Source organism: Clostridium zeae (assembly GCF_017312485.1).
In the GTDB taxonomy this organism is placed as follows: Bacteria; Bacillota; Clostridia; order Clostridiales; family Clostridiaceae; genus Clostridium_AR; species Clostridium_AR zeae.
Map to the genome: position 1 here is coordinate 797,223 of NZ_BMBA01000002.1, position 25,497 is coordinate 822,719.

General features: G+C 32.2%; 19 protein-coding genes. 1 reads left to right on the forward strand and 18 read right to left on the reverse strand.

The features are described 5' to 3' along the window. The 4 genes from J3477_RS13020 to J3477_RS13035 all read right to left on the reverse strand — a co-directional run bounded on the left by J3477_RS13020 (position 1) and on the right by J3477_RS13035 (position 5,161). A complete protein-coding gene (locus J3477_RS13020) occupies positions 1–903 on the reverse strand; it encodes an ABC transporter permease (RefSeq protein WP_206870745.1) in 903 nt (300 codons plus the stop codon). A 125-nt stretch (positions 904–1,028) separates the two neighbouring features. Continuing rightward, complete coding sequence (locus tag J3477_RS13025) at positions 1,029–2,015, reverse strand: LacI family DNA-binding transcriptional regulator (RefSeq protein WP_228731287.1); 987 nt, start codon at positions 2,013–2,015, stop codon at positions 1,029–1,031. Positions 2,016–2,401: 386 nt separating this feature from the next. After that, entirely contained in the window at positions 2,402–3,517 is a 1,116-nt protein-coding gene (locus tag J3477_RS13030) for an alpha/beta hydrolase (RefSeq protein WP_206870379.1), read from the reverse strand. Positions 3,518–4,195: 678 nt separating this feature from the next. Further along, positions 4,196–5,161 carry an alpha/beta fold hydrolase gene (locus tag J3477_RS13035; protein ID WP_206870380.1) on the reverse strand — a complete coding sequence of 322 codons (966 nt, stop codon included), beginning with the start codon at positions 5,159–5,161 and terminating at the stop codon, positions 4,196–4,198. A gap of 409 nt (positions 5,162–5,570) precedes the next feature. On the opposite strand from J3477_RS13035, the gene J3477_RS13040 reads away from it, so the two are divergent. Further along, a complete protein-coding gene (locus tag J3477_RS13040) occupies positions 5,571–6,611 on the forward strand; it encodes a metallophosphoesterase family protein (RefSeq protein ID WP_206870381.1) in 1,041 nt (346 codons plus the stop codon). 100 nt (positions 6,612–6,711) lie between these two features. Here J3477_RS13040 and J3477_RS13045 read toward each other — a convergent pair whose 3' ends face one another. From J3477_RS13045 to J3477_RS13110, 14 genes are all read right to left on the reverse strand, one after another. Further along, positions 6,712–8,577, reverse strand: coding sequence for a beta-glucoside-specific PTS transporter subunit IIABC (locus J3477_RS13045; protein ID WP_206870382.1), 1,866 nt, complete (start codon positions 8,575–8,577; stop codon positions 6,712–6,714). A 576-nt stretch (positions 8,578–9,153) separates the two neighbouring features. Continuing rightward, a complete protein-coding gene (locus J3477_RS13050) occupies positions 9,154–10,170 on the reverse strand; it encodes a LacI family DNA-binding transcriptional regulator (RefSeq protein ID WP_206870383.1) in 1,017 nt (338 codons plus the stop codon). Between the two features lie 371 nt (positions 10,171–10,541). Continuing rightward, a complete protein-coding gene (locus J3477_RS13055) occupies positions 10,542–11,822 on the reverse strand; it encodes a glycoside hydrolase family 140 protein (protein ID WP_206870384.1) in 1,281 nt (426 codons plus the stop codon). Between the two features lie 273 nt (positions 11,823–12,095). Continuing rightward, positions 12,096–13,520, reverse strand: coding sequence for an L-fucose/L-arabinose isomerase family protein (locus tag J3477_RS13060; RefSeq protein WP_206870385.1), 1,425 nt, complete (start codon positions 13,518–13,520; stop codon positions 12,096–12,098). A gap of 75 nt (positions 13,521–13,595) precedes the next feature. Continuing rightward, a complete protein-coding gene (gene tkt, locus J3477_RS13065) occupies positions 13,596–15,566 on the reverse strand; it encodes a transketolase (protein WP_206870386.1) in 1,971 nt (656 codons plus the stop codon). Positions 15,567–15,581: 15 nt separating this feature from the next. Next, on the reverse strand, positions 15,582–16,229 hold the full coding sequence (fsa, locus tag J3477_RS13070; protein ID WP_206870387.1) for a fructose-6-phosphate aldolase: 648 nt from the start codon (positions 16,227–16,229) through the stop codon (positions 15,582–15,584). A gap of 124 nt (positions 16,230–16,353) precedes the next feature. Beyond that, a complete protein-coding gene (gene glpK, locus J3477_RS13075) occupies positions 16,354–17,853 on the reverse strand; it encodes a glycerol kinase GlpK (protein WP_206870388.1) in 1,500 nt (499 codons plus the stop codon). A 17-nt stretch (positions 17,854–17,870) separates the two neighbouring features. Next, entirely contained in the window at positions 17,871–18,803 is a 933-nt protein-coding gene (locus tag J3477_RS13080) for a transketolase family protein (RefSeq protein ID WP_206870389.1), read from the reverse strand. Next, positions 18,796–19,626 carry a transketolase gene (locus J3477_RS13085; protein WP_206870390.1) on the reverse strand — a complete coding sequence of 277 codons (831 nt, stop codon included), beginning with the start codon at positions 19,624–19,626 and terminating at the stop codon, positions 18,796–18,798. Before J3477_RS13085 ends, J3477_RS13080 begins: the two co-directional genes overlap by 8 nt. Positions 19,627–19,906: 280 nt before the next feature. Beyond that, positions 19,907–20,338 (reverse strand): RbsD/FucU family protein, encoded by a 432-nt coding sequence (locus tag J3477_RS13090; protein WP_206870391.1) that lies wholly within the window; start codon positions 20,336–20,338, stop codon positions 19,907–19,909. A gap of 152 nt (positions 20,339–20,490) precedes the next feature. Continuing rightward, positions 20,491–21,762 carry a PTS sugar transporter subunit IIC gene (locus J3477_RS13095; protein ID WP_206870392.1) on the reverse strand — a complete coding sequence of 424 codons (1,272 nt, stop codon included), beginning with the start codon at positions 21,760–21,762 and terminating at the stop codon, positions 20,491–20,493. A gap of 65 nt (positions 21,763–21,827) precedes the next feature. Beyond that, positions 21,828–22,130, reverse strand: a complete 303-nt coding sequence (locus J3477_RS13100; protein WP_206870393.1) for a PTS sugar transporter subunit IIB — start codon at positions 22,128–22,130, stop codon at positions 21,828–21,830. A gap of 180 nt (positions 22,131–22,310) precedes the next feature. Next, positions 22,311–22,628, reverse strand: a complete 318-nt coding sequence (locus J3477_RS13105; protein ID WP_206870394.1) for a PTS sugar transporter subunit IIA — start codon at positions 22,626–22,628, stop codon at positions 22,311–22,313. A 131-nt stretch (positions 22,629–22,759) separates the two neighbouring features. After that, positions 22,760–25,441, reverse strand: coding sequence for a sigma-54-dependent transcriptional regulator (locus J3477_RS13110; protein WP_206870395.1), 2,682 nt, complete (start codon positions 25,439–25,441; stop codon positions 22,760–22,762). Positions 25,442–25,497: the final 56 nt, after the last annotated feature.

The window sequence follows — 25,497 nt, forward strand, 5'->3', positions numbered from 1 at the left end:
CTACCAAAGACTTGTTTCAGAGTGTCTCTTAACAATCTGGTTTACTGTAATTAGTAATATGACATTAATTACTGCATTAAATAACCCTACTGCAGCAGAGTAACCATATTGTCCCTGAAGAACTCCAACTTTGTAGACATATGTCTGAATAATTTCCGACTTGTCCAAATTTAAATTAGTCTGCAATAGCAGTGCTTTTTCAAAACCAACATTCATTAAATTACCTAATGCAAGTATTAGCTGAATTACAATTACAGGTAATATTGATGGTAAATCTATGCACAATATTCTTTTAAATTTGCTAGCTCCATCCATAATAGCGGCTTCATGAAGCTGTGGATCAATTGAAGATAAAGCTGCAATATAGATAACCGCTGCCCAACCTGTTCCTTGCCAAACAGAGGAGAAAACATATAAATGACTAAACCACCCTGGATCTGCTAGAAAAAAAACTGTCTTTCCTCCTAAAGCAACAATAATTTTATTAACAATTCCGCTACTTGGTGATAAAACAACATACATCATTCCTACTAAAACTACAGTAGATATAAAGTAAGGAGCGTAAAGCACTGTCTGAATAAATTTCTTAGTCCTTTCTTTTGTTAATTGATTTAGCATCAGCGCAAGTACTATTGGAAGTGGAAATGTCAAAATCAATTGATAAACACTTAAGCTTATAGTATTTTTGATTTGATCCCAAAATTGATAAGAATTAAAAAATCTTCTAAAATACTCAAGTCCAACCCAATGGCTCCCTAAAACCCCCTTAGTAAAAGAATAATCTTGGAATGCCATGAGCACCCCATACATTGGAACATACTTAAATACAATAAGTAATATAAAACCAGGTAATAATAATAAATATAGTTGATAATTTTTTTTAATCTTTTGAATAGCACTCATATTATTCAATTATTGTCCCCCCTATACCGAACTTACATTTTTGAGAATACGTGAATACGTATTCTTATTATTTAAAATAATAAGCGCATTTTTCATAGCGCTATTATTATTCAGTAAAGTTACTTCTAATATTCAATCAGTTTCAAACTTGATTCTCTAGCTACCAATCTAGGTTCTAGTATTACATGCTTTTCTTTTATCTCATCACCGCTGTCTATCTTATTCATTAATATTTCAACTGCCCTGCTCCCAATTTCTTCAATATACTGAGCTACACTGCTGATACTTGGACTAACTTCCTTGGATATATAAGTATTATCAAAGCCAACTAGTGCTACTTTATCTGGTATCTTGACTTTTAATTCTTTTAAAATATGCAATACCATCAATGCCTCTATATCATTATGAGTAAAAATTCCTATACCTTCGTGATTTAAATTTTTAACAATAAAATCTTTTAATTCTTCAGACATAGACTTATTATTTGTTTTATTTATAAAAACATACTTCTGATTGAGATCAAAGCCTGAATTTTCTATTTCCTCTTTAAAGCCTCTTTCTTTTTCATCACTCTCATACCCGACAAAAACAAACTTCGAATACCCCATATCTATTAAATGCTTTGCAACCTTTTTTCCACCTGCATAATGAGAAATGGAAACACAGCTAAAGTCTTGTACATCTTGGGTAATTACAACAATAGGTACTTCACTATTCTTTAAACTTATAAAAGATTTATTTTTCGAATCACAAGGTACTATCAAGATTCCATCTACTTTATAGCTTTTTAATATATTTATATATTTCTTTTCTTTTTCAATATCTCCATCCGTATTACATAATATAATGCTGTAGCCATAGTTTGCTGTTTCTTTTTCTATAGCCTTAATTATATCTGAAAAAAATGGATTTGAGATATCTGTAATTATCACCCCTATAAGCAAAGTCTTGTTACCAACTAAGCCTTGTGCAATAATATTGGGATGATAGTCAAGCTTACGAATACATTCCATCACTCTTGCCTTAATTTCTGGGTTCACAGAAGTATTCCCACTAATTACTCTTGAAACTGTTGTTTGAGATACTCCTGCCTTTTTTGCAACATCTTTCATTGTGACCAATTAAACATCATCCTTTTTTCTTTTTCAAGAATACGTTTTCTCAACTTCTTAAACTAAGTTTACCACCCACTGTAAACATTGTCAACGTTTTTATTTGGAGATTTTTAGTGAACTTTTTTATTTGAAGAATACGTATTCTAATCTAATATTACATTATCATTTATTATTTATCATGTCAGTGCTCAAACTGCCAGAACTACATATAATATTATATTTTCTGTATCATTTATATTTTTTAGTATATAAATTGTTTTATTGAAATATTTGAATTAATTAAAACTCAGACTATCTAATCAAAAATAGAGATCAGATAATCTGAGCTTTTATCAACATTAAAAACTTTGTCTTACTTTATTTTTCATATTCTATTTTGATATCTACAATTCTCTCATAGATTTAGCTATCTCAATGCATAAATCCTCTGCCTGAGCTACATGTCCTAGTTTATCAATAAATGCATGGGTCATTCCTTTATAACGGTAGCAGGTTACATCCACTCCAGCCTCCTTAAGCTGCTTTGCATAGAACTCACCTTGAAGTCTTAGACCATCAAATTCTGCCACCGCTACTATTGTTTTTGGAAGTCCTTCATGAGATATGGCAACCATTGGACTTATATACGGATTATATATATTTTCACCATTACCAACATATAATCCAGCCATCAGATCATCTTCAATTTTTCCTGGTCTTCCAAGTCCAAGACATCCTTTCTTGATTATTTCTCCATGCTCTTCTGATACTTCAAAGAAATCCTCGTTCCATTCATATCCCTCTGCTTTAGCATCACCTATAGTAACAGCTGGATAAATAAGTACCTGCATTGCTATCTTTGTATCTCCTAAATCTCTTGACTTTAAAGAAACTGCTGCTGCATAGTTACCACCAGCACTATCCCCTCCAACAGAGATCTTATCTGGATCAATTCCATAAACCTCAGCATTATCATAAATATGTTTAACAGCATTGTAATTATCATTCAATCCATTTGGAAATGGCTTTTCAGGTGCTAAAGAATAATCCACATTAAACACTACTGCATCTGCTAATTCAGCTATGAGCTTGCAGAAGTTTTCAACTGTGTAGACACTTCCACCAATCCAGCCACCACCATGGAAAAATATAAGAGCTGGTTTGTTTTTAATTTTCTCAGATTTTCTTGGATAGTAGCGCCATAAGCCTACTGTATTTCCACTCCCTGTTAACTCTTCATATTTTGTATGAATCTCAACAGTATTTAAATTATAGTTTAGAAATCCCATGGAATCCCTTATAATAGGTATCATAACTTCTATTGGTGGCATGGTTTCAGGTATATCTTGATTAGAATTATTTTCTGCTGATTTCATCATAATTTCTAATTCTACAGGATCTAAATAGCCTGGCCTATCCTCTTCTGGAATTGGTTTTAAAATGACCATCAAGCCATTATTATCAATAACTTTAGTTTCTTTTTGAAGTTTTTCAATTGCACTATTATCATATTTTCTCATATCATTCTCACCCTTTTATTTAAAATATTTTCAGTTATTTTTGCGCATCTGTTTTTCCGAATGTTTGTCCTATACTTAATTATACACCTTCTATTGCAAATGTTATCACAAAGGATTTGTTAAATAAATGCTCTAGTAGCTTTTTATAAGATTGCACAACTTTCATAGCAAAACTTGTTTATTATATAACCTCAAGCTATAAAAATACAAGTTTTTATATAAAAAAATTCTTATAATCAAGTAATTATAAAATTATTTAATTATAACTTTATAAAAACAAATAATTATATAAATATATAGGAAATATGCCACTTGTAGCTTATTTCACTATATTAATAATCTAGCCTTAGAATACACAATTTCATAATACAATTAATATTTTGTACTCATCTCTAGTCTAGCAGTTTGTACATTCCAACATTAGGTCTACATTCATTTTCTGTAGCAAAAGATTTTTCCTTATCTCTTTTTGTGATAAGCTTTTGATTTAAATAACTTCCAAACTTATTGTGCAATAAAAAAGAATACTTAAACATATTTAAAATATAATTATTCAAATAAAAGCAAGAAATTAATCATATAAAATATGAATTAACTTCTTGCTTTTTCATAAATACATATAACTAAATAATAAACTCTAATCTACATTTAAAGTTTTTTCTCTAATCTAAGATTCACTTATTTACATTTCCCTTTATTTTCAACTATTTTGATCATATCATTGATCGCATTGATTACATACTGTGGGTTATCCTTCATGATATAATGGCTTGTATTTGGAACTAATATTTCCTTTGAATAATTAGACCATTTTGTCCACTCTGCAATTTTTTCATCAGTCATCTTTTGATAACTTTGTCCCATTCCTTCATCTATTGGGTGAAGTATTGTAAATGGAATATTTCTTAATACATCTCCTGCATTTCTAACTTGAAGTTCACTTTGTAACTCTTCACTTAATGTACCATCCGCTGGAGTAAATGAACCTAAAAATATGTCTATCATCTCTGGCATTTCAGCCTTAGCCCAAGCAACAGCATCTTTAGTAGCGCTATCCCAAGTACCATCTAAACTTACTATTCCCGCAACATCTTTAGGATAAAGCTTTGCAAATTCAACTGCATTAAACATTGCTATAGAATGAACCACTAATATATATGGGGCTTTTACCTTAGTTTTTTCTAAAAGTGCATGAAGGTCTCTCGCCCTATCAATTGCTGTTTTACCTGTACCTTTATTAAATATGGAGCTATCAAACGGTATGTTCCCGCCATTTATAGCAGTATTAATATCTGCATCACTTAAAGACAGTCTGTTCTGCCCTACATCGCTCAATCCTACCCCCGCTCTGTCATAAGCAACTGTTTTAGCCTTCTTAGCTATTTCAGCTTGAACAGTCCCCCAAGTTTCAAAATTCGAGTCTTCAGAGTAGGTATATATCCCATCCCCGTAACCGGAATCAAATACAACAGATGCCTTTCCATGACCCATTATCTTTGCATTTAGCCTCTTATCGCCTATGTTTACTAAGCCTTCTTTTGATTTAATATTCTCCTTAGCCATTACATTCACTGTAGATAATGATGATGCCAATACTGTTACTAATAGAGCTGAGAATAATTTTTTTATAGATATTCTTTTCAATGTAAAAACCTCCCTTTTACCATATGTTTAATTACTTGTAATATTTTTACTACACTAATATAATATATAATTTTCAAGCTATATTCTAGTATAATTTATAATTTTAACTAATTACGCAATATAATGTATATTAATCTTCAGGTTTCTTATATAAAAAATCGACTACCTTTTTACCTTTATTATGCAATTAATAAAAAATATTGAATTAAAGTCACAAATATGTTATCTTATAGTAAAGTATATATACTCTTTTTACAAATCAAAGCAACTAATAAATTTAATTATAGTTAACTGCAGAGCTATAATTAATAAATCTCCATAACTTTTATAAGCAACAAATCATCTACCGAAGTTATGAGGATTTATTACATGGGATATTAGTGCAATAATTTTTAAGGGAGATATGATTATGAAAAGAAATAAGAGTTTATTAAAAGTTTTAATTGCATCTATTACTGCTGTAGGATTAATTTGCGGAACATCAATTTCAGCATTTGCCCAAGGAAGATATGAATTCGATGTTATTTCTGACACTCACGTAGGACATAGTAGTACTGATATTACAAATACAACTCTTGCCTTAAACTGTATAAAAAATAAATTTCCAGATAGTAAGTGTATAGTAATAAATGGTGATGTAGTTGATAATAATCAAAAAACATCCTATGACGCTTTATACAACATTATTTCAAATGTAAATAGTACTACAACAAAACTACCATATATCTACTTTAACTATGGTAATCATGAATTTAGAGCTAATGCTTCTGATTCTTCAAGTAACTATACCGGTAACCTTGCTTACTTTAACCAACGTACACGTGACATTCAAGCTAGATTACTTGGCAACAAAGGAAATGTAACTATTAATGAACGCACCCCTGGTTCATCATACGACATGCAATATATCAACAAAGCAACCAATGATAGACTGTTCTTCTTAGGAACTGACTATATACCATCAGGAAATACGGATAATTCTTATCTTGATCCTAATACGCAACTTTATCAATTAGGACTAGCTATTAATGCAAATAAAACCGAATCTATAAATACAGGTATTAAGAAACCTTTATTCGTATTCTCACATCAGCCTATAGCAAATACAGTTTGGGGCTCAGAGACTTCAAGAAACTGGGGGAATATAATAGATAGTGATCAACTTATAAGCAAATTAGCAAATCACCCTGAAGTTATAACATTTACTAGTCATATTCATAAGGGATTCACATCAGGGGCTAATGCAGATGACTTCTATTCTTTAGGAGGTAATGACTCTTGGGGAAATATATTTAGTACTTCTTCAGTTTCATACGATCCTAACAGTAATCCAGCTCCAGCACAAGGATATCACGTTATAGTTTGGAGTAACGCTGTAACTGTTCAAGCTATACAATATATATCTAATACTAGTTATAATGTAATATCTTCACATACTATTTATTATTAAAAATAACTTATACTAAAAATAATGCAGAGACTGCCTCAGAACAGAAAATAATTTCTGTTCTGAGGCAGCACTTATTTGTGTATGCTTACTAGTTAATATTTTATACAGTTACATTATTTACTGCTTTGATAATACTTTCTCCAACTTTTTTAGCCGTATCACTAGTTACAATAACACCACTATATTCACTGTAGTTAGTTACTATAACAGGTGTTGTAATATCGTAACCTGCTTGTTTGATCTTATCTATATCAAATTCAACAAGTAGATCTCCTTTTTTAACAACTTGCCCTGTTTGTGCTTTAACTTTAAAATATTTGCCGTTTAATTCAACTGTGTTAAAGCCCACATGAATTAATATTTCTAAACCAGAGTTTGATTTTAGTCCGAAAGCATGTCCTGTTGGGAATGCTGCTTCAACCTTACCATCTATTGGGGCGTATATCTTTCCTTCACTAGGAACTATAGCTATACCTTTACCAAGTTCTCCACTTGCAAAAACTTTATCTGAAACATCTTCTAACATCATTATTTGTCCGTTTGCAGGGCTAACCACTTCTAAATCACTTGAGTCTCCGATGTTTCCATCTACTGTTCCTTGGTTTTCTTCGTCACCAAGCATTTTATCATTAAATCCAAATAAGAATGTTCCAATTGCAGATCCGAAATAAGCTATAGCACAGGCAATTAAGAAACCTACAAACCCCTTGCCCATAAATGCTGGTAATGTTAAAATACTAGCTCCCACTAAAGCTGAAGCACCTGCTCCTGCATATCCTACTATTCCACCAGCAATACCACTACATATGCATGCAATTATAAAAGGTTTTTTATACTTTAAATTTACTCCGTATATTGCTGGTTCAGTTATACCGAAAAGACCGGTTGTAGCTGATGATCCTGCAATTGCTTTTAACTTTGAATTCTTTGTTTTTAAGAATACTCCTAGAGCAGCTCCTGCCTGAGCAAAGTTATTTGGTCCTGTTATTGTAAATAAAGTATCACGACCATATATTGCAAGATTATTTGTTACTATTGGAACAAATCCCCAATGAAGCCCAAATATTATAAGTACTGGCCAAACTGTTGCTACAATTGCTCCACCAATCATAGGATTAATGCTATAAAGTGCAGTATATCCACCTGCTAATAACTTACCTAATTTATCTCCTATTGGTCCTATTACTAAATATGTTACAGGCACTACTAAAGCTAAACATACTGTTGGTGTAACGAAATTCTTACAAACTTCTGGAAGCTTTTTATTTAAGAAGTTTTCCACCTTAGCTAAAAAGAATACTGAAAGTATTATAGGAATAACTGTTGAAGGATAACTAATTAGTATTACTGGAATTCCTAAAAAGCTTATACTTTCTTTTCCTCCAAATAATGCTGTCATATTAGGGTATAACAACGCTCCTGCTACCGCTACAGCTATAAAAGGATTTGCTTTGAATTTCTTTGCTGAAGTGAAAGCTAAAGCTATTGGTAGATAATAGAATATTGAATCGCAGGCAGCATATAAAATTCTATAAGTTCCATCATTAGTGGATAGCCATCCAAAGGTTGTAGATAACATCAATACACCTTTTAAAATACCGGCACCACACATTGCTGCTAATAATGGAGTAAATATTGCTGAGATTGTATCAATAGCTACATTGACAAAACCTCTCTTTTCATTGGAAGTCCCTTCTTTATCAGAGTTAAGTTGGACCCCAGTAACTCTTCCTATAGTTTCATATACATCTTTTACAGAATTACCAACTACAACTTGATACTGACCAGCACTTTCAACAACTGTGATAACACCTTCTAGTCTTTCAAGTTTAACCTTATTTGCTTTGCTTTTATCCTTCAATTTAAACCTTAATCTGGTAGCGCAATGCACTAATGATAATACGTTTTCTTCTCCCCCAACATTTTGTATAATGTCTTGGGCTAATTTATCATAATTCTTTGCCATTAATATCATCCTCTCTATATAACTTGCTGCTGTTGATCTGTAAATAAATACTCTATTTAACTACTTGCTTATTGGCAAATAATCTTATTGTATAAATAAAATAGTAAAATACATTCATCTCATCAATTTTTATTGTTTTTCAATTCACAAAATTAAATTAAGTTTAATAATTGCTTATAATTTAAATATTAATCACTAAATATTTTGTACTAAGTTATATGTATTAGCATATTTTACAATGGTACTAAGCACCATCTCCTTTTCATTATATTTTCATGAATTCATGCAATTGATTACATTGAAATATGGAATACTTACTTCTTTTTCTATGAGCTAATTATATATCGTTTTCATAAATATTTCAACATATTTAAATAAATTTTTTGTTATTTTTTAATAAATTTTTAGTTAAATATTTTGTTAAATGAAATATTTAAGGATCATTAACCTAAAATCTTTTCTGTTTTTATACACAATAAAATAGAACTTGCAGTATATAATTAAACATAATCATATACTGCAAGTTCTATTTTCAATTCACGTTTAAGATCAACCCTGAAATTAAACACAAGTTTATTAAACTAATTTAACAACACTATTTCTCTCTACTAAAGTTGTATCAATTTCTATTTTTAAAGGCACTTCATCTTCTTCATCATTTATCTTATCTATAATCCTATTTACAGCTAAACGTCCCATCTGCTCTGTATAAACCTTTATAGTAGTCATATTTGGATAACTTAAAGAACTAAAAGGTATGTCATCAAAACCAATAATCGATACATCCTTAGGAATATTTATCCCGCATTCTTGCATAGCTTTCATAGCCCCTAAAGCAATTATATCATTGAAAGCAAATAACGCTGTTGGAAGATCTTTTTTATTGCTTTCTAAATATTTTTTCATGTCTTTATATGCGCCATCAAGAGTCGGTTCAAGCATTATCCTATCCTCTTCCTTAAGCATCAAAGAAGCCTCATCAAGAGCTTTTTCAACACCTTTGTAACGGCTATCAAAATTGCTTATGTTTACCGAACTTCCTAATATACCTATTCTCTTGTGTCCATTATCAATAAAATATTTAGTCGCTCTATAAGCTCCACTTATATTATTTATTACAATATAATCTAAGCTTTTATTAGGAAAATAGCTATCTAGCACAACTACTGGGATATCTAAGTTTTCAAAGTAAGAGAAATCACATTCATCCATTTCTGTTGCTAATAGCAATATTCCATCTATCTTCCCTTGATTTACAATCTTAAAAACATTTTCTTTATCATGTTCGCCGTGAATAACCTGAGATATAAGCAATTCATACCCATTTTCTCTACACTCTCTTTCACAGGATTCTAATAAAGCCGAGAAAAATTGCGTATCAGAAACAACATACCCGTGCTTTTTAAATAAAATCAATCTTATTACTTTTTCTTCATTCTTTTTATGATTACGGAAATAACCTAGCTCTTCTGCAATCTTAATTATTTTCAATTTAGTTTCTTTACCTACCCCTTTTCTATCATTAAGGGCATTAGATACTGTTCCCGGAGATACTCCAGCTAGTTTTGCTATGTCTTGCATTATAGTCTTCATGTCAACGCTCCCTACTTACGTATATATAGATGTACTATTTTTATTTATATCTATTATTCGAGGTATATTCTTAAATTCAGATTTGCTTTAAAACTGAACTTTATATAAAACCAGCACATCTTTATCATTCATTTTTAGATTTTCTCTAAAACTCTTATATCTTTAAGTATAAACCACCTTTACTAAAATTAAAACATTATCAACTAAATATTTATTGAATTTTTCAATAACACTTTTAACTATATTCTTATATCCAAGTAGTATATCTTTATACAAAACTATACCACTTCACAGTAAGATTTGAAAAACATCACACAAGCAGTATGACGTCCACACCTTACCTTGAAGTGGTACAACTTAAACTTAGTATTCTATCTTTTTATTACAATCAAAGCATCTTTCTCGAAATTATGCATCTGAATTATTGTCTTTCCATCTGCAATCTTAACATTTGGATTACATACATTCTTGTGTTCTAAATCAATAATCTTAATATCGTATCCAGATAAATCTTCGTCAACTTTTATATTTGTATTTATAGGCACATAGATAAACATCTCATCTAGATTTTTAGTGGCTGCCATTCTAATATCTTTAGTTGGATTCAAAACCTTATTTAGTGGAACAAGTTCATTAACACCATACATTTCTAACATATATTTTAAATGCCCATAATCCCATGCTCCTGGATATTTTATTGCATCATTCCATGAATTAGGGCTATCAAAACCTTCTCCTAGCCCCATTCCAAATGACTTTCCGATCTTATGCCAGCTATAAATTCCATGAGCTCCATAGGTTATCCCCGCGCAAGCACCTGATAGTACGCTCATCCAAGCCGCACGTCTTACATCAAACTGATAAAATCTTCCGTACATTTGTCTACTATATCCCATCTGCTCATAGCATGGTTCAGCATTAATTATTGGCTTAGCAGGATATTTTGTATAGAAGCTTTCAGCAAGCAAGTATGGCATTGCTGGATTTTCAGCATTGTGTCCCGATTGATACATATAAAAATCAATAACATCAATAAATTCTTCTGGAATTACATCTAGTCTTCCCTTTATATGTAAGGTCTGTAATAGATCTGGAGCCTTTTTTCTCAAATCTTCAGCAGCCCTTAGATAGTATTTTTTAGTTTCCTCAGTATCTATATCAGTATCGCCACTGATTATATAAATCGGCTCTAAATCAGAAAAAGTCTCATGTACTTTTCCGATATATTTTTCTATGAATTCATATGGCATTACATTGCTACTAAGCATCTTACTAGCCCAAGTATTTGGAACATAATTACACCAAAGCACTACAAGAGCTAAATCAAATCCCTTATCTTTAGCTATTTCACACATTAGTCTTGCATGCTTAAAATACTCTTCATTAAACTCTGTAAAATCAAATATTTTAGCTTTTTCATCTTTGTATGGCAGCGGAGAATAATTAAGCTCTGTTCCACTGGCATCCCACTGAGGAAGAATATTTATTTGAATAACATTAAAGCCCTGATATTTTCTTAAATTCAAGTAATATTCCCATTCTTCAATAGTTATATTTGTAAATGCACTCCAGCATGTATCTGCTAAATAGAAAAAATCTTTTCCATCTTTCTTAAAGGTACGACTATTTTTTTCTACGGTTATCTGCGGCATATTTTCCACCTCAAAATACATTTTTATTTTTATATTTATCTTCTTATTATACAATGTATTGATTTTTGTAGTCTCTTTATATAATTAATAGTTTCGAAATTCAAGTGTTACTACAGAGATGCTATATGAATGAGCTATTAGAATTAAATGATTTTCTAAAATGTAATAGCGTTAAGAAATTGTAGAAAATCATATTAATTCTTTGCAAAATTCATTAAAGCATCATAGGAGAAGCACTTGAATTTCAGCATTTACTTACATAGCTTTTATACCTTATTCGCCTCTAATCCAAGCCTTTACATCTTCTTCTACATCATCATAAAAATCTGGTTTTAAGGCTGGTATATACTTGCAAGCTTCATATACAGCAGGAAGTACATCCTTATGAATACCAGTACAATGATGAACATATGGTCCAGTTACTAACTTATCTTCAAGCTTTGCTAAGTTTTCAACTTCAACCCATAAATATGCGCCTTGAATGTATGGACCTTCTACTCCTTTTGCATGACCAAGAAGCATAGAGTACTCCCCATTATCGCCATCAAATCTTAGAAGCGAAACATCTCCACCTTCAATTTCTGCAAAGGAAGCTCCATTACATCCACTTTCAAGAGCAAAAGGCACTTCAATCTTAGCTTTTTGTCCTTTTTTAGTTAAAGAAGGAGGGAAGCATCCACAATGTTGAAGAAGTTCTCCATTTCTATTTGTTGGATGAACTACTGTCCAATCTGCAAAGAATGTTGGAGCTTCTCCCATACCTGCTGCTTGAGATATTACAGATGTTATAGCACCATGTATATCAGTTTCACAAACTACTGGAATTCCTTCATCTGTCATTAGAGCATTGGCCATACATGGCATAATCTTAAGCTCATCTTGAAGTGCTGTCCAACATTGTATAGCAACTGCACTACAGCCAAATTCACTAGTTAGTTCACTGTAAGCCACCTTTAACGAAGCAACATTTTCAACAATTTCATCTGAAACTGTAATATCTAATACCTGCTTCATATACTCTATTGTTGCCTGTACCTTTTCTTTTTCCTCAGCTTTTACTTTCTTAACCTTAGCCACAAATTCTGTCATTGAAATTGGATGTATTTGAACACCAAACTTTTCTAGTAATTCTCCTTCATTACACATCATAGTCCAGAAAGACGAAGGACGAGTAGATATTTGAAGAATTCTTAAGTTTCCAAGCTCTTTAACTACATTAGCTGCTGCTAAGAAGTTTCTAAGCCCTCTTTCAAAAGCTTCATCCTCTAAGCTTGCATTTGGTATATAAGTAAAAGGAACCTTAAAACGTCTTAGTATCTTTCCTGTTGCAAATAGTCCACATTGAGAGTCTCTTAGTCTTGTACCATTAGCAAGTGGTGCTTCATCACGAGGTCCCCAAAGTAAAACTGGAAGTTTAAGTTTTGAAGCGACTTTAGCAACTAAATCTTCTGAACCAAAATTACAGTGTGGGAAAAATAATGCATCTACTTTTTCACTTATAAATTTATCTACTACCTTTTGCACATGCTCTTCTGAAAACAATAAACCTTCTTCATTTATATCATCTATATTTACAAACTCTATATCTAGATCTTTTAATTTTTCGCAAGTTAAATCTTTATATTTTATAGCATCATCCTTGCTAAATATGGATCTACGAGTTGATGCTACACCTAATTTTATTTTATATTGTTTCATTGTTAATTCCTCCCGATTTTATTTAAATTATTTTTCTCAAAACCAATCATTTACCTTCAATCTATTAAATCCAAATTACAGCTTTTTAAATCTTTTAACTATATTTTCTACTGTAAACCCATAATTCTTTATAACGGTTTCTGCTGGTGCTGATGCTCCAAATGTATCGATACCAACAACATCTTTAGCATATTTATGCCATCCAAAGGTTGTTCCCATTTCTATAGCTAACTTTTTAGTAATTTCTTCAGGCAATACCTTATCCTTATACTCTTTTGATTGTTTTTCAAATAATTCCATTGAAGGCATGCTTACAACGGAAACATATATATTTTCTTCTTCTAATACTTTTTTAGCTTCCATTGCTAAGTTAACCTCTGAACCTGTAGCAATCAAGATTCCTTGGCACTGTTCTTTAGCCTCACTAACCACATATGCCCCTTTTTTCACTCCATCATAGCTCGTACCTTCCATAACTGTTACGTTTTGACGAGTCAGAGCTAGAGCTGTAGGATGATCCTTTACCTCAACTGCTATTCTCCAAGCTGCTGCTGTTTCAACTGCATCTGCCGGTCTAAACATCACCATATTAGGTAGAGACCTAAACATTGCTAATTGCTCAATAGGTTCATGGGTTGGTCCATCTTCTCCTACCGCTATGGAATCATGAGTAAATACATAAGTCACAGGCAATCCCATGATTGCAGCCATACGTACAGCTGGTTTTAAGTAATCTGAGAACACAAAGAAAGTTGCTCCATACACTTTTACTCCACCATGAAGTGCCATACCATTTAGCATTGATGCCATGGCAAATTCACGTACACCAAAGTAAATATTTCTTCCAAAGTTCTTTTCAACAACAAATTTTTCTTCATTCTTGATTAGAGTCTTATTTGAACCAGATAAATCTGCAGATCCTCCAATAAAGTAAGGAATTGCCTTTGCTATAGCATTAATGGCTTCATTATTTGTATTTCTTGTAGCATCGCTGTGTCCAACCTCATAACTAGGCATAACATCAGATAATTCCACAGTTAATTCTCCATTTATAGCTTTTTCTAACTCTAAAGCTTCCTTAGGGTAAGCTTCTTTATATTTATGGAACAACGCATTCCACTGATCTTCTTCTTTTTGTCCTGGAACTTGGATTTTATTTTCATAATCTGCATAAACTTCTTCTGGAATATTGAACGGTTTATGTTCCCAACCATATACTTTTTTTGCATATTCTCCATCTTCAATTCCAAGAGGAGCTCCATGAACTGAATTCTTTCCTTGATTCTTTGATCCAAATCCAATAATGGTCTTAACTTCTATTAATGATGGTTTGTTTATTTCCTTTTTAGCATTTTTTATTGCCTTAGATATAGTTTTAATATCATTACCATCTTCAACCTTTTGTACATGCCATCCATAAGCCTCATAACGTTTCAAAACGTCTTCACCAAAAGAGTCGCTGGTTTTTCCATCTAAACAAATATCATTAGAATCATATAAAACTACTAATTTTCCAAGACCTAAATGTCCAGCTAAAGAAGATGCTTCACTAGTTACGCCTTCCATTAAATCTCCATCACCACAAATAACATACTGATAATGATCTACTATATTGAAATTTTCTTTATTATATTTCGCTGCCAAAAACTTTTCAGCCATAGCCATACCAACAGCCATCGAAATTCCTTGTCCAAGTGGTCCGCTAGTTGCATCTACTCCATCCGTATGTTTGTATTCAGGATGTCCTGGAGTTCTACTTCCCCACTGACGAAAGTTCTTTAAATCTTCCATGGTCACCTTATATCCTGATAGATGAAGCAGTGAATATAGAAGTGCTGAACCATGCCCTGCAGCTAAAACAAACCTGTCACGGTTAAACCAACTACTATTTTTAGGATTAATCTTCATGTGCTCTGTCCATAAGGAATAAGCCATAGGAGCTGCTCCAAGCACTACTCCCGGATGGCCTGAATTAGCCTTATTTATAGCATCAATGCCAAGTACTCTTATACTATCTATAGATAATTGTTCAATACCTTTACTCACTTTCTCACCTCTTTTCTATTTTCCAAAAGCTTTTGCCCAATCTGCTTTAAACTTTTCCAATCCTTGATCTGTTAATGGATGTTTTAACATCTGAACTACAAGTTCATATGGAACTGTTGCTATGTCAGCTCCAGCTTTTGCAGCTTCGATTACATGTATCGGATTTCTTACGCTTGCAGCTATTATCTTAGTTTCTATACCATGGATATCAAAAATTTCTGCTATGTCTCTTACTAAATCCATTCCTATCATTGATATATCATCTATTCTTCCAAGAAACGGACTTACATAAGTTGCCCCTGCATTAGCTGCAAGTAAAGCTTGAGTTGAGGAAAATATTAGAGTTACATTAGTTTTAATACCTTCCTCAGCCAAAACCTTTGTAGCCTTTAAACCTTCTGCTGTCATAGGAATTTTAACTATCATATTCTTATGAATCTTAGCGATTTCTCTTCCTTCTTTAATCATTCCTTCAGCATCTTCGCTTATAACCTCTCCACTTATAGGTCCATCAACTATCTCAGTTATTTCCTTAATTACTTCATTAAAGTCTCTACCTTCTTTTGCTATAAGCGAAGGATTAGTTGTCACCCCACATATTACCCCCATCTTATTTGCTTCTTTTATATAATCAACATTTGCTGTATCTAAGAAAAACTTCATCCTTAATTCCCCCTCTAGTCATTTCTTCTTTCAGGCTACATTTAATATTTTTTTGAAATTAATTTGTCACTACGAAGTTCATCAAAGCATCGGATGTAGTGGCAAATTAATTTCAACACACCATTTATTTATTTAGGTCAGTTAAATACAAAACACTCTTAATTGCGTTCTGCCAGCCTTTATAAAGCTTAGCTCTCTCTTCTTCTTGTATTTTGCTTTCGTAAGTTTCTGTTTTGTTAGGTAATTTCTTTACTTCCTCCATACTAGTCCACATATTTAGACCAAGACCACCTAGTAGCGCAGCTCCTACAGAAGATAATTCTTCATTTAGATTTTTTTCTATCTTACAATTTAATAAATCTGCTAAAAATTGATTGTAGATTTTATTAGTAGTTACTCCGCCATCTATATTCAAATTACTTACTTTGATCTTTGCTTCATTTTCTATTACATCTAAGGCGTCTTTCACTTGATAAGCTATACTTTCTAGCGCTGCCCTCATTATATGTTTTTTTGTAGCATTTCTTGAGAGTCCTACTATAGAAGCTTTTGCTTCAGCTTCCCAATAAGGTATTCCAAGACCTAAAAACGCTGGCACTAAATACACTCCCTCATTATCTTTAACCTCAGTAACCGCCTTATTGAACTCTTCAAAATCAGTGAATAACCCAAGCTCATCTCTGATCCAGTTTATAGTGTCACCACTGGAATTTATAATCCCTTCAATTCCATAATTAATGCCATTCTTACTTACATAAGCTATTGTTGATACTATTCCATTTTTAGACGGAATATAATTTTCTCCAACATTAACCATGATTGAATTACCTGTTCCAAAGGTTGATTTTGCCATTCCAACTTCAAAACAACGTTGCCCAAACAGTGCTCCTTGTGAATCACCAATCACTCCACATATTTTTAATGATTTATTTAGCTGTCCTTGTAGATCTGTCTCTCCAAAGATTTCATCTGACGGATAGATTTCAGGCAACATATTATTCGGAATATTAAATACCTTAAGCAGATCGTCATCCCATTTTAAGGTCTTAATGTTAAGTAGAAGAGTTCTACTTGCATTAGTAAAATCGGTTACATGACACTTGCCATTAGTAAGCTTCCATACAAGCCAAGTATCAATAGTTCCAAGAAGCAATTGACCTTCCTCTGCTTTTAGTCTTGCACCTTCAACATTATCTAATATCCATTTAATCTTTGTTCCAGAGAAATACGGGTCTAGTCTAAGACCTGTTTTCTCTGTCACCATATCTTCATATTCTTTTAATTCACTACAAATATCACTGGTTCTTCTACACTGCCACACTATGGCGTTGTATACCGGAAGTCCTGTATTCTTATCCCATACAACCACAGTTTCTCTCTGATTTGTAATGGATAACCCGATAATTTGCTCTTCCTCTATTTTATTTTCAGAAAGCACTTTCTCTATTACATGTTTCACATTTTCATATATTTCAATTGAATTATGTTCAACCCACCCTTGAGCAGGATATATCTGTTCATGTTTTTTGCTAGCTTTATATCTAACAAAAGCTTTATCATCTATAAGTAAAGCTTTTGTAGCTGATGTACTTTGGTCAATAGTTAATATAAACTTTTCCTTCATAATCTCATACCATTCTCTTACTTAAGAATTTCTTCTGATACTTTTACTAAGTTTTCTGCTGTTAAGCCATAATAATTAAATACTTCTTTTGTATTTCCAGTTATAGGTGCTTCATCAGCTATAGCTAGTATTTTCATCTTTGTTGGTTCATTTTGACAAACCACTTCTGATACTGCGGCTCCAAGACCACCATGAACACTATGTTCTTCTATTGTGATAATTCCCTTTGTTTCTTTAGCTGATTTTATTATTGCTTCTTCATCTAAAGGCTTTATAGTGTGCATGTTTAAAACTCTACATCCTATACCTTTTGCTTCTAGTTCCTTACTTGCATCAACTGCCGCTTTTACAGTTTCACCTGTAGCAATTATGGTAATATCATTACCTTCATGAAGCAGGTTTGCTTTTCCGATTTTGAACTCAAAATTTTCATTTTCATAAATATCTTCCACTGGATTACGTCCAATACGGATGTATGCTGGTTTATCGTAGCTTTGAAGTGCCTCAATCATCTTTTTAGTTTCAAATCTATCTGCAGGAAGTAATACTGCAATATCCGGAATAGCTCTTATAACTGCTATATCTTGAAGCGAATGATGTGTCATACCTAAGGCTCCATAACTTACTCCGCCACTTATTCCAATTAACTTAACATTAGTTTTTGAATAAGCCACATCAACCTTTATCTGCTCTACACTTCTCATTGACAAGAAACAAGCTGGTGATGCAACATAAGGTTTCTTACCACAAGTTGCAAGTCCCGCTGCAATTCCAACAGAATCTTGTTCTGCTATACCCACTTCAACAAATTGTTCTGGATATTCATTTGCAAAACTACCCATGGATGCTGAACCTCTAGAATCACAAGTTAAGACCATAATATCTTTATCTTCTTTAGCTAACTCCATCAAAGTATCACATATAACTTGACGATTAGAAATCTTATTCATTATCCTTCACTCCTTCTAACTCTTTGATAGCTTGGTTATATTCTTCCTTTGTTAAAACTCCATGGTGCCACTTAGCCACATTTTCCATGAAGGAAATTCCTTTTCCTTTCACAGTATTTGCAATAACCATGGTAGGCTTTCCTTCTTTAGCTGGAATATTATTAAATACCTTTAATAATTGTTCAATATCGTTTCCATCAACTTCTACTACTTCCCAACCGAAACTTGCCCACTTTTCACTTAATTTATCTAAAGCCATAACCTCTTCAGTAGTTCCTGATATTTGAAGTCCATTTCTATCTATTATCCCTACAAGGTTGTCTAATTTATAGTTAGCTGCCGCCATAGCACCTTCCCAAATTGAACCTTCTGCTTGTTCTCCATCACCCATTAACGTGAATACTCTATATTTTTTATTGTCACGCTTTCCAGCTAGAGCCATTCCAACTGCTACAGGCACCCCATGTCCAAGAGATCCAGTATTTATTTCAACTCCATTATTCTTATTATTAGGATGTCCGATAAGCGTTGATCCATATTGGCTATAAGTTTTTAACTTTTCCTTATCAAAAAATCCTTTATCAGCTAATATACAATAAAGTAATTCTGCAATATGTCCTTTACTTAATATAAATCTATCTCTATCTGGATCCTTACTATTTTGTGGATCAATATTTAAAACATTATAATAAAGTGTTGTTAAAATATCTGTACTTGATAAAGATCCTCCCACATGACCCGCTTTAGATCTATAAACAACCTCTATAACATCTTTTCTTATTTGATTAGCTTTACTTTTTAGATCTTTCACTATCAGTTCCATAGATAACCTCCATCATCTAATTATATTTAGTTATTTTTAGCTAAATTTACTTTCTAGAATATTCTATCCTGTAATTTCATTGTATCATCAAAGTTTTATTTAGTAAATATTTATACAAAATTATATAAATATTTATAAAAATATCATTTCCCAATAGATTTATTTAGATAAAACCTATAAAAATCAATTTTTAGACGCAAAACGGAAGAATGTTTTTATATAACTAATTAATTTATATTAAAACAAACTAAATTTATAACTAAATATTTATTTTTCGATTTTATTTGATAACGCCTTTTTTTATAATAAGGCAGCCATATAACTTTCTTTCTGTAGTAGCTACTATTGCATATGCATTTCTTGCTTTCTCATAGAAATCGAATCTTTCCACATATTCAACAGCTTTTTCTCTTCTATCGTCATATTTACATACTATATTCTTAATATCATCCTGTATTTCAGTAACCGCATCATCTCCTGGAACAAGTTCCATAAGTGATACAGGACACTCTACGTATTCATCTAGAGGAAAAAGCTTAAGTATAGCATCAAGAACATCAACACTTCCATGTCCATCACATCTAATTAATCTTTTTGCATTACTTGCAGCCGGGAAATTGCAATCTCCAATTACTAAATCATCCCCATGCCCCATCTCATGCAATATTTTTAAAAGTTCTGGCGAAATTAAATCTGGTATACCTTTTAACATAAGATCTTCTCCTTAATGTAATATTATTGGGTAACTTTTTAGATATAGTTATAAGAGTGAGCATAGCGCACCACTCTTACAACTATTTGCATATATTTATATACCCCAAGTACTAGCAGATAACATATCCTTCTCTAAGTTAAATAAATATATTAAACAACTTCACTAACTTCAGCTTCGTTTTCTTCAGCATAACTTTGATTATCAAGCTTTTTGAAGAATGGGAAGTATATAACTGCTGAAAGAATAACAAGAATTATTTGTAAAGCCGCCATTCTCCATCCACCTTGCATGAATGCACTTGCAACAACAGGTAGACCAAAAGGAAGCTGAAGTCCAGCTACATGTGGAACTAATCCAATTGATATGGCTACGTAAGCAACAATAGCTTGAATTATAGGAACACCTATGAAAGGTACAGCCATAAGTACGTTAAACATCATTGGAAGTCCAAAAACAACAGGTTCATTTATACAAAATAGTCCAGGTACAAATGAAAGCTTTCCTAACATTTTTAACTTTTTGCTCTTTGCAACAAAAACCATTAAGAAACAAAGTCCTAAAGTACCACCAGCTCCACCGATACCAAAGAATAAATTATAAAATTGTTGAGTTAATACATGTGGTATTGGTGTTCCTGCAGTATAAGCAGCTAAATTTTCTATATCCATCGGCATATATAAAGCTGTTATAAAACTTCCAACAACTAATGATCCATGCATTCCACAGAACCATAAAATCATTTGAATCAAACCAATGATTAAGAATGAGAAGAAGTTATTTCCAAGCTTAGATAGAGGTGTTTGCACAATTGCGTATATAAATTGAGTAAAGGATCCATAACCAGTATTCATAAATATTCCAGCAATAGCTATAAATATTAATCCTACTAAAACAGCTGGTATTAATCCAGAGAAAGTATTAGATATAGTAGGAGGAACGCTATCAGGCATTTTTATAACCAACTTTTTATCTACAAAAAGTGCATATAAACGAGTTGCAACTAAAGCTACTATTAATCCGGTAAATAACCCTTGTACACCAAACCAAGTAAGAGAGAACATGCTAGCTCCTTGAACAACAGTCAATGGTGTTACAAGTAAAAAGCAGAATACACTAAGTAATGCAGGCACAACAGGATCTTTTTCCAGACTAGTAGCAAACTTACTTGATACCAAGAAGGAAGCGTATAATCCTAAACAGCCTATTGATAAATTATACGGAATAAAAAGAATTTTATTCAATCCAGATGAAGCCAAAAATGATTGCCATGGTCCAATAGGAATAGCAACTAACATAATTGCGAATGATCCAATCATTAAAACAGGTAGTGCGGACATAAGACCATTAGAGATAGCCTGTAGATACTTATTAGTTTGCATAACATATGCAAATCTCGTTAATTTGTCTTTAAAATTATTCATTTATTCTTACCCCCAGTTTTATTATTAAATTCATCTAAAAAAACGTTTACTATGTTAATAAAAGCCTACAAATTCAAAGCTTTATTTAGCACCTTTTCACCATTCATCATTCCATAATCAATGCTATCTATTACATCAACCTTCATTCCCTTTGGCTCATACTCCTTCTTAAAAGTTCCAAGCATGAAACCAACCTGTGGTCCTAGTAATAATACATCTGTTTTTTCACCATATTCTTTTTTAAACTTTCCTTCAGCAGTAGCTCTTATCTCTGCTTCAATTCCTTTATTTTTTGCTGCTTGTTGCATTTTTGCCACTAGCATACTCGTTGACATTCCACCAGCACATATTAAAGTAATTTGTATCATTTATAATTCCTCCTCAATTGGTTAAACTTATATTATTTGTTTATAACTTTCACATATTTATTTAGCAACTTCCATGCCAACACACATAATTTAACTTAAATTCAGATTGGCTTTTATTTAATTGTTAATGTGTGTTGTAACCATAGCTTATCTGTGTTTCGTCTGTGTTTCATGTGTGTTCTACTTACCTTTTTTTAATTCTAATATCTCGAAATACGTATCTATAAATTCTACAGCCAAATCCTTAACTGTCATGGCATTCATAAGGTGATCCTGGGCATGAACCATAAGTAAAGACATCTCAGTTTTATTACCTGCAGCTTCATTTTGAATTAGTTCTGTTTGAATATCATGAGCCTTATTTAAAAAATCATTAGCCTCTTCAATTAGCTCCTTAGCTTTATCTATATTTCCCGCTTTAGCTTCTTTTATAGCACTCATAGCTCTGCTTCTTGCATCACCGCCATTAACTATTATTCCAAATACGATTTCTTCCATAATGCAACATCCTCTCTACGTTTAAAATGTTATGTTTGTTATAACTATAATAATAGCAATTTCCATGCCAACACACATAATAAGAAAATAAATCCTACAATTCACCCTTTACAGAATTGTAGGATTTAGGCTTACTCTTTCTTTATATAATTTCTATAATCAAAAAACCTCATTATATAACACACTTCATCTTCAATTATTTCTATTGAGTACTTTTTGTTCAAAAATTCAGCAGCCTTTTTCACCACTTTGTATAGCTCTGGATTATCCTTAATATACTGGATTTTATTTTCAAATTCATCAATAAACTTCCCTTCTTTAAGTCTGTCTATCATACTAGCTACATGAAAGGATATCCCAATTAAAAAATTAGTGTCTAGCTTTATATCAAGTCCATCTTCAACCATACTATTAAACTTTCTTATATCTACTAATGCGGATTTACCACTTATGTTTTTAAGCTGCATCTCCAAAGTATCCCCCATCTTTATGTAGGCACTTTGTAATTCTATAAATCTTTGCATCATTTTTAAAGCATCTGGATTAAACATATCTTCAAGACTAAATTGAGGAATTTTGGTATCCAATCCAAAAGAGCTTACTATACATACTACAGTGTGATCACTCTCTATTTCCTTTATTCTTTTATAAACACTGCTTTTTCCCACAAGATTTATTGGTATTATCTCTAAAAGGTTACTGTCAAAATCAAGTTCTCTATGAAGCATGTTCTTAACTGTAATTGCACTTCCTTCTCCTGTAGTACAAATAGTTATAATCGCAAGCTTTTCACCTATTTCTTCATCTTCTATGATTTCTTCCTCGTGAGCTTCCATTAACACGTTTACACTAAGTGTATCTTTATATACCTCTTCAAGAGAATGACCCATCATAGCTTTTCTTGTAGCTTCTAATACATGAAGAGTACTCACAAGAGGAATGGTTTTTGTTCTTATTCCAAATTCTTTTTGAAGCTCTGCCCCAAAGGTTGTAAAGGACCCCATATCTACTAAAAACAATATATCCGAATTTATTTTTGATTCTTTTATATATTTTTTTATATTAGAAAGTATAACTTTAGGCTTTTCTTCTATAGGCGCATTAATTCCTATAGCATGATTTACTCCTAATAGCTTATTAGCCGTCTCAACCATTGAACTTGCAGTTGCTGGTCCATGAGCTATAACAACAACCTTTACATCTTTACTATATTCCTCAACTGCTCTGCAATCATAAATCAGAAAAAGCGCCAAAAAGCCAGCTTCATCAATTGGCATAGAGGTATCTAAGGCTCTATCTATAATCTTCAGAAAATCTAATGCTAAGTTAAATTCCTCTTTATGTTGAGTTCTTATAGTATTAAGCTGAGGATTCACTATTTTTCTATTTTTTCTTACTCTCTCTATGGAGTTTGATATATGAACTGCCATACCATAATAAACCTTTTTACTAAGCTTTCTATTAAGCCTATCTTCACTTAAGCTTATCAACTCTTCAACAATTCTTATTATTTTAGGCTCTATTATATTTTCTAGCTTAGACATATCTACTTTGTTACTTACATCATGGATATAGTTATCAAAGTAATCTTCTATATCTTTTTCCATTTCTCTGTCTAACTCTTCTTCAGAAACCCCTTTGGTTTTGAGCTCATGAAATCTAAGATCTATCATTTCATAAATGCTTTCGTTATTGTCATACTCTTCAAATAGCATATTTTCTTCACTTTGGTTGAATAAACAATATCTTTTATTTATACCTATAAGTTTATTCCATATCTGACGATGCTCTGTACCCATATAAAGACCTTCTCTTATGTACGGAGGTATATCTAAACTACTTATAATTATTTCTTCTTTCTTGTGTGCAATAAAATCTGCATAAGCCCTAGCACACAAAAGTTGTATATCCGTCTTTAGTTGCCCTACATTATTGGGACAGCTATAACTTAACAGCGATCTCATTGTATTTACAGAAACCTTTATAATTTTTCTAAGTCTTGCTGACTCTTCCCTCATAAAATCACTTACTAAATTAAATCTTTCTTCCAAGGTTCTCTCATTAAGACTTGGAATCTTTATAATCATCGGTATTCTTCTAGTAAAGGTTTTAAGCAAAGTTGATTCTGGATTTTCAGTTGTTGCAGAAACTATTAATACATTTGATGATCTTTCAATATCTGTTTCACCTAATCTTCTAAAAGTTCCCTTATCCATAAAAGTAAAGAAGATTTCTTGTCCCTCTGGTGGAAGCCTGTGAACTTCATCTAAGAAAAGAATGCCTCCATCTGCCTTCTCAATTAAGCCAACCTTGTCAGAGTCAGCACCAGTATATGCTCCCTTTGCAGTTCCAAAAAGTTGTCCAAGTAAAAGTTGAGGATTATTGGCATAATCGGCGCAGTTAAAGGTAATAAAAGGAGCTTCCTCTGGCATTGCTTCCATTTCAATAGAATATTTATGTACAAGTGCAGCAAACATAGATTTGCCAACACCAGTATCACCTAAAATTAACATATTCATACCTTTAGGAGGATACAATACTGCTGCCTTTGCCTGCTCTACAGCGGAATAAAGACTACTATTTTTCCTAACAAATATATCAAGGGTGTTCTCTCCAAGTTTACTTTCTTGTGGTACAAATAGCACAGGTTTTCCTTTAATCTTTGTCACTTTTCCTACTTCACTTAATTTATTTAAATCAGCACTTACATTTGCTCTATCAAGACCTAAAGCCGTAGCAATTTCCCCTGCACTTACACCCTTACCATCAAAAAGCTCATTAAGTTTCTTGTGAACTTCTTCAATTCTCCTCAAGTAATCCCCCCCTTTATCCACACACATCTCATAATTAAAATTCATTATATACGTTT

Excerpts from the sequence above, each read along its gene's own strand:
- J3477_RS13095 (WP_206870392.1), bottom strand. The coding sequence starts at position 21,762 with ATGAATAATTTTAAAGACAAATTAACGAGATTTGCATATGTTATGCAA.
- glpK (WP_206870388.1), bottom strand. The coding sequence starts at position 17,853 with ATGAAGGAAAAGTTTATATTAACTATTGACCAAAGTACATCAGCTACA.
- J3477_RS13045 (WP_206870382.1), bottom strand. The coding sequence starts at position 8,577 with ATGGCAAAGAATTATGATAAATTAGCCCAAGACATTATACAAAATGTT.
- J3477_RS13040 (WP_206870381.1), top strand. The coding sequence starts at position 5,571 with ATGAAAAGAAATAAGAGTTTATTAAAAGTTTTAATTGCATCTATTACT.
- fsa (WP_206870387.1), bottom strand. The coding sequence starts at position 16,229 with ATGAAGTTTTTCTTAGATACAGCAAATGTTGATTATATAAAAGAAGCA.
- J3477_RS13080 (WP_206870389.1), bottom strand. The coding sequence starts at position 18,803 with ATGAATAAGATTTCTAATCGTCAAGTTATATGTGATACTTTGATGGAG.
- J3477_RS13055 (WP_206870384.1), bottom strand. The coding sequence starts at position 11,822 with ATGCCGCAGATAACCGTAGAAAAAAATAGTCGTACCTTTAAGAAAGAT.
- J3477_RS13025 (WP_228731287.1), bottom strand. The coding sequence starts at position 2,015 with ATGAAAGATGTTGCAAAAAAGGCAGGAGTATCTCAAACAACAGTTTCA.
- J3477_RS13050 (WP_206870383.1), bottom strand. The coding sequence starts at position 10,170 with ATGAAGACTATAATGCAAGACATAGCAAAACTAGCTGGAGTATCTCCG.
- J3477_RS13085 (WP_206870390.1), bottom strand. The coding sequence starts at position 19,626 with ATGGAACTGATAGTGAAAGATCTAAAAAGTAAAGCTAATCAAATAAGA.
- J3477_RS13030 (WP_206870379.1), bottom strand. The coding sequence starts at position 3,517 with ATGAGAAAATATGATAATAGTGCAATTGAAAAACTTCAAAAAGAAACT.
- J3477_RS13090 (WP_206870391.1), bottom strand. The coding sequence starts at position 20,338 with ATGTTAAAAGGTATACCAGATTTAATTTCGCCAGAACTTTTAAAAATA.
- J3477_RS13100 (WP_206870393.1), bottom strand. The coding sequence starts at position 22,130 with ATGATACAAATTACTTTAATATGTGCTGGTGGAATGTCAACGAGTATG.
- J3477_RS13105 (WP_206870394.1), bottom strand. The coding sequence starts at position 22,628 with ATGGAAGAAATCGTATTTGGAATAATAGTTAATGGCGGTGATGCAAGA.
- J3477_RS13060 (WP_206870385.1), bottom strand. The coding sequence starts at position 13,520 with ATGAAACAATATAAAATAAAATTAGGTGTAGCATCAACTCGTAGATCC.
- J3477_RS13020 (WP_206870745.1), bottom strand. The coding sequence starts at position 903 with ATGAGTGCTATTCAAAAGATTAAAAAAAATTATCAACTATATTTATTA.